The 13976-nt window shown below is 68.0% G+C and carries 10 protein-coding genes and 2 pseudogenes; 7 read left to right on the forward strand and 5 right to left on the reverse strand.

Annotation, left to right across the window (positions count from 1 at the left end; translation table 11 throughout):
• The first annotated feature begins 113 nt into the window (after nt 1-113).
• Together AB0D57_RS22730 and AB0D57_RS22735 are read left to right on the forward strand one after the other, a co-directional pair.
• The gene (locus AB0D57_RS22730) at nt 114-887 is read left to right on the forward strand and encodes an IclR family transcriptional regulator (protein WP_362075753.1); all 774 of its coding nucleotides are present in this window, start codon (nt 114-116) and stop codon (nt 885-887) included.
• An 88-nt stretch (nt 888-975) separates the two neighbouring features.
• Nucleotides 976-2427 carry a penicillin-binding transpeptidase domain-containing protein gene (locus tag AB0D57_RS22735; protein ID WP_362075756.1) on the forward strand — a complete coding sequence of 484 codons (1452 nt, stop codon included), beginning with the start codon at nt 976-978 and terminating at the stop codon, nt 2425-2427.
• Between the two features lie 166 nt (nt 2428-2593).
• On the opposite strand, the gene AB0D57_RS22740 is transcribed toward AB0D57_RS22735, so the two are convergent.
• Nucleotides 2594-4042 (reverse strand): NCS2 family permease, encoded by a 1449-nt coding sequence (locus tag AB0D57_RS22740; RefSeq protein ID WP_362075759.1) that lies wholly within the window; start codon nt 4040-4042, stop codon nt 2594-2596.
• 259 nt (nt 4043-4301) lie between these two features.
• Between AB0D57_RS22740 and AB0D57_RS22745 the strand changes: the two genes are divergently transcribed.
• From AB0D57_RS22745 to AB0D57_RS22755, 3 genes are all read left to right on the forward strand, one after another.
• A complete protein-coding gene (locus AB0D57_RS22745; RefSeq protein WP_362075762.1) occupies nt 4302-4868 on the forward strand; it encodes a SigE family RNA polymerase sigma factor in 567 nt (188 codons plus the stop codon).
• Nucleotides 4865-5734, forward strand: coding sequence for a hypothetical protein (locus AB0D57_RS22750; protein WP_362075765.1), 870 nt, complete (start codon nt 4865-4867; stop codon nt 5732-5734). Before AB0D57_RS22745 ends, AB0D57_RS22750 begins: the two co-directional genes overlap by 4 nt.
• A gap of 102 nt (nt 5735-5836) precedes the next feature.
• Nucleotides 5837-6667, forward strand: coding sequence for a pectate lyase (locus AB0D57_RS22755; RefSeq protein ID WP_362075768.1), 831 nt, complete (start codon nt 5837-5839; stop codon nt 6665-6667).
• A 145-nt stretch (nt 6668-6812) separates the two neighbouring features.
• Here the strand turns inward: AB0D57_RS22755 and AB0D57_RS22760 are convergent, their stop codons facing one another.
• The gene (locus AB0D57_RS22760; protein WP_362075771.1) at nt 6813-7970 is read right to left on the reverse strand and encodes a right-handed parallel beta-helix repeat-containing protein; all 1158 of its coding nucleotides are present in this window, start codon (nt 7968-7970) and stop codon (nt 6813-6815) included.
• A gap of 246 nt (nt 7971-8216) precedes the next feature.
• On the opposite strand from AB0D57_RS22760, the pseudogene AB0D57_RS22765 reads away from it, so the two are divergent.
• Nucleotides 8217-9552 (forward strand): annotated as a pseudogene (locus AB0D57_RS22765) (glycoside hydrolase family 43 protein); the annotation flags it as partial.
• A gap of 215 nt (nt 9553-9767) precedes the next feature.
• Nucleotides 9768-10395: pseudogene (locus AB0D57_RS22770) on the forward strand (family 43 glycosylhydrolase); the annotation flags it as partial.
• 7 nt (nt 10396-10402) lie between these two features.
• Here AB0D57_RS22770 and AB0D57_RS22775 read toward each other — a convergent pair.
• Genes AB0D57_RS22775 through AB0D57_RS22785 form a run of 3 tightly spaced genes read right to left on the reverse strand, consistent with a single transcriptional unit; the run spans nt 10403 to nt 13713 of the window.
• Nucleotides 10403-11515, reverse strand: a complete 1113-nt coding sequence (locus AB0D57_RS22775; protein ID WP_362075774.1) for a pectate lyase — start codon at nt 11513-11515, stop codon at nt 10403-10405.
• A 49-nt stretch (nt 11516-11564) separates the two neighbouring features.
• Entirely contained in the window at nt 11565-12590 is a 1026-nt protein-coding gene (locus AB0D57_RS22780; RefSeq protein WP_362075777.1) for a pectinesterase family protein, read from the reverse strand.
• 1 nt (nt 12591) lies between these two features.
• A complete protein-coding gene (locus AB0D57_RS22785; protein WP_362075779.1) occupies nt 12592-13713 on the reverse strand; it encodes a pectinesterase family protein in 1122 nt (373 codons plus the stop codon).
• Nucleotides 13714-13976: the final 263 nt, after the last annotated feature.

Raw genomic sequence — 13976 nt, forward strand, 5'->3', positions numbered from 1 at the left:
TAATGCCGCAGTTCTTGTGTCACTCACCAGCGCGTTCGATATGCTGAACACTGTCTCTGATGGTGAATATGCTGTTGGAGACTATTTCCCGTCGAACGAAAGGGTCAAGGGCGATGTCGGCAGCCGAGACAGGCGGCGGGGCGCAGGTCAAGTCCGCGGTGCGGACCGTGGAATTGCTCGAGTACTTCGCCGGCCGGCCCGGAATGCACTCCCTGGCCGCGGTCCAGGAAGCCGTCGGCTATCCGAAGTCCAGCCTCTATATGTTGCTGCGCACCCTCGTGGAGCTCGGCTGGGTCGAGACGGACGCGACGGGCACGCGGTACGGCATCGGCGTACGGGCCCTGCTCGTCGGCACCTCGTACATCGACGGCGACGAGGTGGTCGCCGCGGCCCGGCCCACCCTGGACCGGCTCTCGGACGACACGACGGAGACCATCCACCTCGCCCGCCTGGACGGCACGAACGTCGTCTACCTCGCCACCCGCCAGTCCCAGCACTATCTGCGCCCCTTCACCAGGGTGGGCCGCCGCCTTCCCGCCCACTCGACCTCGCTCGGCAAGGCACTGCTCGCCACGCACACCGACGAGCAGGTCCGCAAGATGCTGCCCGAGACGCTCCCCGCCCTCACCGAGCACACGATCACCGACCGGGAGAAGCTCATCGAGGAGCTGCACCAGGTGCGGGAGCAGGGCTTCGCCGTGGACCGTGAGGAGAACACGCTGGGGCTGCGCTGCTTCGGCGTCGCGATCCCCTACCGCACCCCCGCCCGTGACGCGATCAGCTGCTCGGTCCCGGTGGCCCGGCTGACGCCGGCGCACGAGCAGATGGTCAAGGACGCCCTCTTCGACGCCCGCGACCGGCTGACGCTCGCGACCCGGCGACTGTGACCAGCCGTAGGCAGGGCTCATGAAGGGCGCATGAGAAATCCGGGGGCCGGGAACGATTCGCCCGGCCCCGCTCGTCCCCCTGAATGGGATGAACAAGACGATCAGGCGTGCCGCCGTCTTCACTCTGCTGCTCGTGCTCTCCCTGTTGATCAGGGCGACCTGGGTGCAGTTCTACAACGGCCAGGCACTCGCGGACGACAAGGACAACCGGCGGAACGCGATCGAGCAGTACGCGAACCCGCTCGGGAACATCATCGTGGCCGGTGAGGCGATCACCGGTTCCGCGCAGACGACGGGGAGCGACCTCAAGTACAAGCGCACGTACACCGACGGCAGTCTGTACGCGGCCGTCACGGGCTACAGCTCACAGGTGTTCGGGGCGACCCAGCTGGAGGGCATCTACCAGGACCTGCTCGACGGCACGGACAACCAGCTGAAGGACCCCCTCGACACGGTCACGGGCAAGCGTGCCGCCGCGGGTGACGTGGTCACGACGATCGACCCGGACGTGCAGAAGGCGGCGTACGAAGCGCTCGGGGACAAGAAGGGCGCGGCCGTCGCGATCGACCCGACCACGGGCAGGATCCTCGGGGTCGTCTCCACGCCGTCGTACGACCCCTCGCGGCTCAGCACCGGCGACAGCGCCGCCTGGAAGAAGCTGACCAAGGACTCGGACAAGCCGATGACGAACCGGGCGCTGCGCCAGCCGCTGCCGCCGGGGTCGACGTTCAAGCTGGTCGTCGCGGCGGCCGCGCTGGAGAACGGGCTGTACTCGGACGTGGATGCGGAGACGGAGAGCCCGAACCCGTACACGCCGCCCGGCACGACCCGGGAGCTGACGAACGAGAACCCGAACGCGCCCTGCGAGAACGCCTCGATCCGCGTGGCGCTCCAGTACTCGTGCAACAACGTCTTCGGGAAGATGGCCGTCGACCTCGGCCAGGACAAAGTCAAGGCGATGGCCGAGAAGTTCGGTTTCAACGACAAGACGCAGGACGTGCCGGTGCGGGCGTACACGAGCGTGTACCCCTCGGACATGGACAAGGCGTTCACGGCGCTGACCGGCATCGGCCAGTACGACGTGACCGCGACCCCGCTCCAGATGGCCATGGTGTCGGCTGCCATCGCCAACGGCGGCAAGCTCGTCTCGCCGCACATGGTGTCGCAGACCAGTGACTCCGACGGCAATGTGGTGCAGGACTACGACGACAGCACGGAGACGAAGGAGATCGTCAGTTCCTCGACCGCCGAGCAGTTGCAGTCCGCGATGGAGACGGTCGTCACGGACGGCACCGGGACGAACGCGCAGATCGCCGGCGCGACCGTCGGCGGCAAGACGGGTACGGCCCAGCACGGCGAGAACAACAGCAAGACGCCGTACGCCTGGTTCACGTCGTACGCGAAGTCCGACTCGAACGGCAAGGAGGTCGCCGTCGCGGTGATGGTCGAGCAGTCGGACGCGGCCCGGTCGGAGGTCAGCGGCAACGGGTTGGCTGCGCCGGTGGCCAAGGCGATGATGCGGGTGGCGCTGGCGGACTGAGCGGCGCGGGTCGTCGGTCGGCTGCGGGTCGCCTGTGGCTGGTCGCGCAGTTCCCCGCGCCCCTATCGGGTGCTCGGGCCCCGTAAGGGGCGCGGGGCTGTGACATGTGCGGCTCCGCCGCGTGGGCGCGGTCAGCCACGAACAATCCGCAGCCGACCGCTACTCCCTACACATCGAGCAGTTGCTGCAACGGATCGATCGCGAAGTACACCAGGAACAGCGCCGAGGCCCCCCACAGCAGCCAGTGGATCTCCTTCGCCTTCCCCAGCACCGTCTTGATCAGGACGTAGGCCAGGAACCCCGCCCCGATGCCGTTGGTGATCGAGTACGTGAACGGCATCACCGCGATCGTCAGGAACGCGGGGATGGCGATCTCGTACTTGTCCCAGTCGATGTGCTTGACCTGGGTCATCATCAGGAAGCCGACCGCGACGAGGGCCGGGGCGGCGGCCTGCAGCGGGACGATCGTGAGCAGCGGGGTCAGGAAGAGCGCGAGGGCGAAGAGGCCGCCCGTGACCAGGTTCGAGAAGCCCGTACGGGAGCCCTCGCCGACGCCAGCCGCCGACTCGATGTACGAGGTGGAGGACGAGGCCGAGGCCGCGCCGCCGGCCACCGCCGCCGCGCCGTCGATGAGCAGCACGCGGCCGAGGTGGGGGACCTTGCCCTCCTCGTCCAGCAGCCCCGCCTCGGCGCTGATGCCGACGACCGTGCCCATGGTGTCGAAGAAGTCCGACAGGATCAGCGTGAAGATCAGCAGGACGACCGTGATCGCGCCGGCCTCGCCGAACGCGCCGAACAGACTGAAGTGACCGAGCAGTCCGAAGTCCGGCGAGGCCACGACGTCGTCGGGGACCTCCGGCGTGGTCAGGCCCCAGCTCTTGATGTCGGCGATGGAGTTGATGACGATCGCCACGATCGTCATGGTCACGATGCTGATCAGGATCGCGCCCTTGACCTTGCGCGCGAGCAGCCCGATGGTCAGCAGCACGCCGAGACAGAAGACGAGCACCGGCCAGCCCGCCAGCGCTCCCGTTCCGCCGAGTTGCACGGGTACGGTCGTGTTCGCGATGTCCGGGATGCGGGTGACGAACCCGGCGTCGACGAAGCCGATGAAGGCGATGAACAGGCCGATGCCGACGCTGATCGCCTGCTTCAGCGGCTGCGGTATCGCGTGCATCACCGCTTCCCGCAGGCCCGTCACCACCAACACGCAGATGAGCAGGCCCTCCAGGACGATCAGGCCCATCGCGTCGTCCCAGCTCATCAGCGGGGCGATCTGGAAGGCCACGACCGCGTTGAGGCCGAGGCCCGCGGCGAGGGCGAGCGGGAGGTTGCCGCCGACGCCCATGATGATCGTCATGACCGCGGCCACCAGGGCGGTGGCGGTGGTCAGTTGGACGGCGTCGAGCTGCTGGCCGAACTTGTCCTTGGCGCTGCCGAGGATGATGGGATTCAGGACAAGGATGTAGGCCATCGTGAAGAACGTGGCGAATCCGCCGCGTATCTCCCGGCCGAAGGTGGAGCCCCGTTCGGAGATCTTGAAGAACCGGTCGACGCTGTTCGCCGCTGGTGGTGCGGCACTTGGCCGGTCGGCCACCTTCTGGGTTTCGGACATGGCGATACTCCTCGTAACCTGCGTGCTGGGGTGTGCGGATGTTGGCTGGATTGTTCCCGCGTTGAACCGCGGGCAGGTTTTCCCCGTGTTACGGAATCGAGTTCGGCCTGCCCCACGTCGTTCGAAGGCCTGTACGGAACGCTGGTACGCTCTCGCATCTTGCCCCACCGGAAAACCCTTTCTTCACAGGTGACGCATGGGGCCGTATACGCACGCACCCGCACCGGTTGCTCAGAGCCGCAGCAAGGAGAGGTAGCCCGTGGGCACTGTCGTCGACGACGCAGCCTCCGTGGAGTTCCACGCCTTCTTCGAGCAGCACTACGCCGAACTCTCGCGTCTGGCCCACCTGTTGACGGGCGAGGCGGACGCCGCCGACGATCTGGCGGCCGACGCGCTGCTCGCCCTGTGGCACCGCTGGGACCGGGTGCGCGCGGCCGACCACCCGGTGGCGTACGCCCGTGGGGTCGTCGCCAACTTGGCCAAAACCCGGATCCGCAGCGCGGTGCGCGAACGCCGACGGATCACGCTGTTCTGGTCACAGCGCGAGGACAAGACCGAGAACCCCGACGTACCGGGCAAGGTCGATGTTCAGGAAGCGCTGCGCAGACTGCCGTTCCGTAAGCGTGCGTGTGTCGTGCTACGGCATGCTTTCGATCTCTCGGAGAAGGACACGGCTCTCGCCCTCGGTGTTTCCGTGGGTACGGTTAAGTCTCAGACGTCGAAGGGCATGGCCGAACTGAAGCGGCTCCTCGGCACCGAAGAGGCCCCGATGCGGGTGCACGCAGGGGTGCTGCCCACGGGTGGAGCCGGAGGAAGGGCCCGATGAGGAAGGCGCAGGACGTGCACGACGAGCTGCGCGCCAGGCTGCACGAGGCGGCCGAGGCGCACGAGCCCGACCGCGCGCGCATCCTGGCCCGGGTCGAGCGCGGGATGTCCGGCGCCACCGAGTATCGCCCCCGACGTGCGGCGCGTCTGCCGATGCTCGGCTGGGCGCGGGTCGTGGGCGCCACGGCCGCGGTCGCGGGTGTCCTCGCGGTGGGCGGCTACGCGGTCGCCTCGGCGGTCAAGGAGGACCAGCGGCCGCAGCAGACGGTCTCGGTGCCGCCGACCCCGGTCGACTCGCCGGACGCGACGAGCCGTGCGCCCGTCCCACCGCAGCCGACCCACACTTCGGGTGGGTCGAAGTCGCCCTCGGAGAAGCCGAGTTCGCCCCCCTCGGACACCCCGAAAGCCCCCAGCTCCGCGCCCGCCGCAACCCCCCAGGCACCCGCCTCGGGTCATCAGGACGGCTCGCTGTGGTCCGACGGCTCGATCGATCCGCACAGCAACGACTTCTGGGCGCAGTCCAATGTGACCCTCAAGAACACCGAGCAAGTCACCTCGCTCACCGTCGAGTTGAAGATCAAGCAGACCGGTGGGGTCAGCGACGCGGGTTCCTGGCGCTCGGCGCCCGAGAGCGACTTCACGACGACGGTCGTCGAGCGGGACGGTTTCCTCGTCTACACCTGGGTGCTCAAGGACGGCCGCACCCTCGCTGCCGGCGAGTGGGTGTTCGCGGGCCAGTACGACCACACGCGCGGCGGCCGGGACGCCAAGGACGACAGCTACTCGGCGAGCGCGCGGACGGCGGACGAACAGCGGAGCGTGGCGGGCAACTTCGCGACCAACACCAGCGACGACGGCGACTCGTAGCCACCGGTCACCTCGGTAAAAAATCTTCGGACGCGGCAACCCTTTCCTCACCTGCGGCAACCATCAGACGCACCTGTCTCCTCCACGCAAGGAAACCGCGTCATGACTGCACGAGTTGAACAGCGCGTCCGACACCGCCGCCGGGTCACCAAGCGGCGTGCCGTGATCGGCGGCGTCACCGCCCTCGGCCTCACCGGAGCAGCGCTGGTCACCACGTCGATGCTGACCACGGCGGGCGCGAGCTCCGTCTGGCCCACGGCCAAGGGCAGCAAGGCCGTCTCGAAGACGATCCCGGTGTCGGACACGTACGACGGCAAGCTGACGAAGTTCTACGGCAGCGGCGCCCTCGGTACCTCCGGCCAGGACGAGAGCCAAGACCCGGTCTTCGAGCTCGCCGACGGTGCCACCCTCAAGAACGTCATCATCGGCACCCCCGCCGCCGACGGCGTCCACTGCCTGGGCAGCTGCACGCTGCAGAACGTGTGGTGGCTCGATGTCGGCGAGGACGCGGCCAGCTTCAAGGGCAAGTCGTCGTCGGCCGTGTACACGGTCTACGGCGGCGGTGCCAAGGGAGCCGACGACAAGGTGCTCCAGTTCAACGGCGCGGGCAAGCTCGTCGTCAGCAAGTTCCAGGTCGAGAACTCCGGCAAGCTGGTGCGCTCTTGCGGCAACTGCAAGACCCAGTACAAGCGCACGATCATCATCAACGACGTGGATGTGACGGCGCCGATGAAGGCGATCGTCGGCGTCAACGCCAACTACGGCGACACGGCCGCGCTGCGCAACATCCGCATCCACGGGGACAGCAAGAAGAAGATCAAGACATGCGTCAGCTTCCAGGGCAACAACACCGGCAAGGAGCCCACCGAACTCAGCACCGGCCCGGACGGCAAGACCTGCAAGTTCACGACGTCCGACATCAGCTACGAGTGACTCCTCTTTTTAGGGCTCGGTTCGCCTCCGGGGCGCTACAGCCGGTGTCGAGGGGCCGATCGTGCTCAGCCCTTCGGGCCTCCGCGCGTTCGCCCCCTCGACACCGGCGCGCCCCTTCGGCTCACTCGCCGAATCGCGGCGGGCGTCAGTTCATCGTGGAGCCAATCGTCGTGGAGCCCGTCGTCAGGAACGTCGTCGCCGGCAGCGAACCGCTCGACGAGCGGACCCCGTACGCCGTCGTCGCGTCCGTCGACTTGAAGGACGGAGTCGAGACGCCGCTGTCCCAGTTGTTGGCCGCGGAAACGGTGGACGGGCCGAGCTTGTCCAGGCCGCCCTTGTTGCTCACGGCGAGGTTTCGCGCGAGGCGCGCCTTGCCGGTGGCGAAGTAGAAGCCGGCCTCGGCGTTGGCGTACGCGGTGTTGCGGTTGAGCACGATGGCACCGGGGTTGGAGTTCTCGGTGAAGCCGTTGAGGGTGTTGTCCCAGGCCGCGTTGTTGTTGACGACATGCGCGACCGTGACGCCTCCGCCGCCGAGCTTGTAGCCGTTGCCGTTGCCCTCGAAGGCGCTGTCGTTCCAGCGGTTCTTGCCGTTGCCGTAGGACCAGGAGTGCTCGATGGTCACGGGCGAGGAGAACTGCCAGAGGTCGAGGCCGTCGTCCGAGTTGTTGTACAGGCGGGCGCCGGTGATCTTGTTGCCGGAGCCGGAGCCGAACTTGACGGCGATGCCGTCGGCGTTCTGGCCGTGGCCCGCGGCGTCGTAGTTGCCGTAACTGTCGAGGTTCTGCACGAGGTTGTTCGTCGTGCCGTCGCCGCGCAAGGTGAAGCCGGAGTCGCCGTTGTTCGCGGTGACCAGGTTCTTGAAGACGCCACCGACGGACGAGGTGACGACGAAGCCCTGCGCCGGAGAGTTCTGCCAGGTGATGTTCTGGACGGTCCAGTAGTCGCCGTAGATCCCGGCCAGCCAGGAGCCGGCGGCCAGCTTGGAGCCGTCGATCTTCACCTTCTCACTGCCGTACGCGGCGAGCGTGATCCGGGCCGCACTCGTGCCGTTCGCCGTGGACTTGAGGGTGGCCGTCGGGTAGTACGTGCCGCCGCGCACCTGGATGGTCGTACCGGCTGCGGCGCCCGCCACGGCCGTCTGGAGCTGGGCGGTGGTGGAGACGGTGACCGTGGTGGAGGCGGCCTGCGCCGATCCGTTGTCCGAGAGGCCGAGAAAGACGCCACCCGCCCCCGCGGCGACGGCCACCGCGGCGGCGATCGAAAGCGTGCGGGTCCTGCGGTGGCGTCCGATGCTCTGACGCACGGGGCGTTCCTTTCCTAGGCAAATGGGGGTGCTGCTGCAGCGAAGCGGGCCGGAGGGGCCGCCCCGGCCCGCTTCTGCTTCCTGGTCGCCGCCTCGAACGGAAAGGTTGCCAAGGCCCGCACGAAAGCGATCGAAATTTTCGATCGCCCGCACCCCGCCCGCACCAATTGACGCACGGTCCCCAAGTGACAACACTCCGGAGCCAGTTCACCCCACAGAATCCACCAGACTCCCACAGGATGTGTCATGCGATCCCGCACCGCCCGCACGCTCCTGATCCCCCTGGCCCCCCCTCCTCGCCCTGCTGCTGGGCCTGCTCGCGGCGCCGCCCAGCCCCGCACACTCCGGAGCACCACCCGTGAACAAGCAGAAGTACGCCGGCTATCTCTTCGCCTACTTCACCGGCGAGGGCACCGCCGACGGCGAGCAGATCCGCTACGCCCTCAGCCGCGGCAACGACGCGCTGCACTGGCGTGAGCTGAACGCCGGGCAGCCGGTGCTCACCTCCACCATCGGCGAGAAGGGGCTGCGCGACCCGTTCGTGATCCGCTCCCCCGAAGGCGACAAGTTCTATCTGATCGCCACCGACCTGAAGATGTACCAGAGCTCCAGCGGCAGCTGGGACCACGTCCAGCGGCACGGCAGCAAGTCGATCATGATCTGGGAGTCCACCGACCTGGTCAACTGGACCGACCAGCGCCTGGTGAAGGTCGCTCCCGACTCGGCGGGCAACACGTGGGCGCCCGAGGCCTACTGGGACGACACGCTCGGTGAGTACGTCGTCTTCTGGGCCTCCAAGCTCTACGCGGACGACGACCCGGACCACACCGGATCGACGTACAACAAGATTCTGTACGCCACCACGAAGGACTTCCGCACCTTCAGCAAGCCGAAGGTCTGGGACGACCCGGGCTACTCGGTGATCGACTCGACGGTCATCAAGGACAAGGGCAGCTACTACCGCTACACCAAGGACGAACGCGACCCCAGCTCGTCCAGCCCCTGCTCGAAGTTCATCACCGGGGAGAAGTCGACCAGTCTCACCGACACGTCGTACGACTTCGTCTCCGACTGCATCGGCAGCGGCTCGATCGACCGCGGTGAGGGCCCGACGGTCTTCAAGTCCAACACCGAGAACAAGTGGTACCTGTTCATCGACGAGTACGGCGGCCGCGGTTATGTCCCCTTCGAGACGACCGACCTCGACTCCGGCGAGTGGACGATGTCGACCGACTACCAACTGCCGGCCAGCCCGCGGCACGGCACCGTGATGCCGGTGACACAGGCGGAGTACGACCGCCTGCTCGCCGCGTACCCGGTGAGCGGAACCTCGGTCGTGGACGCGACGGCGAAGGGACAGAAGGGATACGCGGTCGTCACCGAGTCCGCGTCGAGGGTGGTCCTGCCGATGGACCCGCACGCCGATCTTGCCCACCTGGCAACGGAGTTGTGGGTGTACGAGGGCGCGGCGGCCAGCCCGCGGTCGGGTACGCGGCGTGACTTCCGTACGCCGCAGACGTACACCGTCACGGCCGCCGACGGTACGAGCCGCACCTGGACGGTCGAGGCGGTGCGCACCCGCGACTTGCCTTCAGAAGAGCACCGCCATATCTGTACGTGAAGAACCTGCTACACTCGGTCATGGTCGAGGGTGGCAGCCACGTCCTCAACTATCCGAGCGAGTCTCGCACTTGCTCCGGCGGCCGGAAGGGTCGTCGCTGGACAGGCATGACCTGTCAAACTCCCCGGAGCGATCCAGGGGAGAATCTCCCGGATTCGTCCAGGAGAGAACTTCAATTCTGCGCCGAGCAGCAGACCGGCATCGCCGCCGTGGACTGCCCCGCCAGGCCTTCAAGGACGCTTCGACAAGCCCTTGAGGCGTCAAGGGGCAGTCACGGGCGCCGTATGATGACCGGCTGTCTACACACACAACAACGGCCAGACGTACCTGTACTGGGGCAACAGGCGCGGATACGTCGTCCCGCTGAACGACGACATGGTGTCGTTCGACGCGACGAAGGTGCAGGACATCACCCAGGCGGACTTCCGCGAGGGATCCTTCGTGGTCGAGCGGCAGGGCACGTACTACTTCATGTGGTCCGAGGACGACACCCGCAGTGAGAACTACCACGTCGCGTACGCCACGGGACCGTCCCCGCTCGGCCCGTGGACCAAGCGGGGCACGATCCTGTCCAAGCGCCCGGAGTACGGCATCAAGGGCACCGGCCACCACTCCGTGGTGAACGTCCCCGGCACCGACGACTGGTACATCGTCTACCACCGGTTCGCACTGAACGGCCCCAAGACGGCGGGCGGCGACGGCACCCACCGCGAGACGACCATCGACCGCATGGAGTTCGCGGCCGACGGCTCGATTCTGCCGGTGGTGCCGACGCTGGGGTCGATCAGGCCCGTGCGGGGATAGCCTCCGATCAGTTCATCGTGGCGCCGATGGTGCTGCTGCCCGTGGTCAGGAAGGTGGTCACGGGCAGTGCGCCGTTGGACTGGCGGGCGTTGTACGTCGTCGCGGCGTTGGTCGAGACGAAGGACGGGGTGGCGATGCCGGAGTCCCAGTTGTTGCCCGCCGAGACGACCGAGGAGCCCTTGCTGACCAGGGCACTGCCGTTGGACACGGCCAGGTTCTTGCCGAGCCGGGCAGCGCCCGTGGCGAAGTAGTAGCCGTACTTTCCGTTGGCGTACGCCGTGGTGCGGTTGATGACGATGGCGCCGGTGTTGCTGTTCTCGGTGAAACCGTTGCCGGCGTTGTCCCAGGCGGCGGAGTTGTTGACGACGTGCGCGACCACCTCGCCGTCGCCGCCCAGCTTGTAGCCGTTGCCGTCGCCCGCGAAGGCCGAGTCGGACCAGCGGTTCTTGCCGTTGCCGAAGGCCCAGGTGTGCTCGATGGTGACGGGGGACGAGAAGGACCAGAAGTCCAGTCCGTCGTCCGAGTTGTTGTAGAGGCGCGCGCCGGTGATCAGGTTGCCGGTGCCGGAGCCGAACTTCACGGCCACGCCGTCCGCGTTCTCGCCATGAGTGGCGGCGTCGTAATGGCCGTACGAGTCGATGTTCCTGACCGTGTTGTTCACGGTGCCGTCGCCGGTGAGCGTGAAGCCGGAGTCACCGCCGTTGATGGTCTTGATGTTGTTCCAGTTCGTGCCGGTGCAGGACTGGCAGACGACGGCGCTGTCCGGGGAGTTCTGGAAGGTGATGTTGGAGACGTTCCAGTAGTCGGCGGTCAGCTTGAAGATCCAGTCGCCGGCCGGGAGCGACGAGCCGTCGATCTTCACCGTCTCCGAGCCGTACGGCTGGAGGGTGACCGGGCTCGACGAGGTGCCGTTGGCCGTCGACTGGAGCGTGGCCGTCGGGTAGTAGGTGCCGCCGCGCACTTGGATGACGGTGCCCGCGGTGGCGTTCTTGAGTGCGCTGGTGAGGTCGGCCGAGGTACTGACGACGACCGTGGCGGCCTGGGCCTGGGTGGGGAGTGCGGCCAGGCCGGCGCCCAGCGCCAGGGCGGCGCCGAGGGTGAGAGTGGTACGACGAGTCATGGAGTGCGGTCCTTTCGTCGACGGGGTTCGGGGAGCTACCGGTGGGGCGTCACGGACACCAGTCGCCGAGGTAGGTGGCACGGGTGTGCGACTCGGCCTCCGCATCCGTGAGTTGGGGACGGTTCTCCGGCACGGTGATCTCCGCGCCGGGGCCCGAGTTGCGGTACTCGCGAAAGCGCATGGTCTGCCAGGGATAGGCCTCCCGCATGTTGATGTACGGCGTCACCGCGTCGATGCCGGGACCCAGCTCCGTCTCCCGTACGACCAGCGACGGCCAGGCCGTCGTCTCGTACGACGGCACCCACGGCCGCGCGATCTTGTACGCCCCGTTCTCGGCACCGGAGGTGACCCGGCTCCGGATCGCCAGGAAGCCGTATGGATTCGCGCGGGCCGTGGCCGGCGCGAAGACCATCCCCTCGGGCTTGAAGGTGACGTCCCGGTCGAGGGTGTGGAAGTGGCAGCGTTCGAAGACGGCCGTGGCCCGGCCGAAGACGAAGTCGACGTCGCCCTCGATGTAGCAGTCGCGGTAGTACTGGCGGTCGAAGGCGGTGAGCGCCGTCGTGTCCGCGAACAGGGTGTCCTGGTGCGCCAGCAGCCGTACCCGCGAGAAGTGCGAGCGGTCTCCGGTGATGTACGCCGCCACCGCCTGCGTCCCGGTGATCTCCGGGTGGTCCGCGCGCAGCCAGTCGTTGGCGAGCGTCAGCCCGTGGACGGTCAGCCCGGGCGCCGCCGAGGTGAAGGTGGCGGAGCCCGCGGTGCCGTACGTCCCGGAACCGTCCGGCTTCTGCGTGCCGTTGGCACGGTCGTGGACGATGACCGCGTCGCGCGGGTCGCGGGTGGCGCCGCGCAGGGTCAGGTCTTCCTTGTCCGCCGGGATGTTGACGACTTCGCGGTACGTGCCCGGGTGCACGACGATCGTCCGGCCGGGGCCGGTCACCGCGTCCACGGCGGCCTGTACGGAGTCGCCGGGGCGGACGTGCGTCACCCGGCGTCCGCCGGCGAAGGCGGGCGTCGCACCGAGAGCCGTCAGTGCGACGCCCGCTGCCCCTGCCGTGAGAAAGGCGCGTCGGCGCATCTCAGCACCCCTTCCACGGAGTCCAGTCCCCGAGATAGGCCTCGCGGGTGGCCGACCGGGCGTCGGCGTCGGTGAGTTGGGGCCTGTTCTCCGCGACGCTGATCGCAGCCCCCGGCCCGGTGTTGCGGTACTCGGCGAAGCGCTGGGCCTGCCACGGGTAGCTGTCCGACATGTTGGTGTAGGGCGCCACCGCGTCGATCCCTGCGGCGAGGCGGGTGTCGCGGACGGTGAGCATCGGCCGGGCGGTGAGGTCCGAGCTGGGCACCCAGGGGCGGGCCAGTTTGTAGTACGCGTCCGGGGCCTCGCTGCTGATCCGGCCGTGGGTGACCAGGTAGCCACGCGGATTGGCGCCGGCGGTGGACGGCGCGAAGACGAAGCCGTACGGGGCCCCGGCCAGGTCGGTGCGGTTCATGGTGCGGAAGTGGCAGCGCTCGTACACGGCCGTGGCCCGGCCGAAGACGAAGTCGACGTCACCCTCCACATAGCAGTCGCGGTAGTACTGGCGGGCGAACGTGCCGAGCGCCGTCGTGTCGGCGTACAGCGTGTCCTGGTGGCCGAGGAACCGGCACTCCACGAAGGCCGAACGGTCGCCCTGGACCTTGATGGCGACGGCCTGGGTGCCGGTGATCTCGGGGTGGTCGGCGCGCAGGAAGTCGTTGGCGAAGGTGATCCAGCGGGCGGTGAAGCCGTCGGCCTGCACGGTCGTGGTGGCCGACCCGGTGGTGCCGTAGGTGCCGCCGCCGGGTTTCGGGGTGCCGTTGGCGTTGTCGTACACGATGACGACGTCACGCGGGTTCTCGGAGGCGCCGATCCAGGTCATCTCGGTGCGGGCGACGCTGACGGCGACCGTCTCGCGATACGCCCCCGGGGCGATGACCAGCGTGTATCCACTGCCGCTCGCCGCGGTCACGGCTGCCTGGACGGTGGTGTGGTCGCCGAGGCCGTCGGGATGGACGTACAGGGTCCGCTCGTTGAGGCGGGCCGAGGGCGAACCGTAGCGCCCGAAGGGCCTGCGCGCGCCGGCGTGGGCGGGGGAAGTCGCGGAGAGCCCGAGCGCGAGGGCGGCTCCGGCGCTCGCGATCAGGAAAGTTCTGCGGTTGGGCGTGGTGGTGCGGGAGAGCATGGCGATGCTCCTTCGCTGTACGGCGGCTCAAGAGCCTCGGGGCTGGGGCCTGTCCGGCGGATCAGGTTGCAGGGAAGCACCGGCACCTCGTAGGTGCCGGTGAGCGGGGTTTGGTGCGTGCAGCTGCAAGGCGGAGGAGGGAGGCGACGCGATGGGGGTCCCCCCGCTCGAGCGAAGTCGAGAGTGGGGGAGTCGTTGACCGACGACAACGCCGCAGATGGGCGTGCCAAGCCCCGCGTCTGCGGCATGATCCGCCGGACAGG

This window comes from Streptomyces sp. NPDC048275 (assembly GCF_040652275.1).
Classification (GTDB): domain Bacteria; phylum Actinomycetota; class Actinomycetes; order Streptomycetales; family Streptomycetaceae; genus Streptomyces.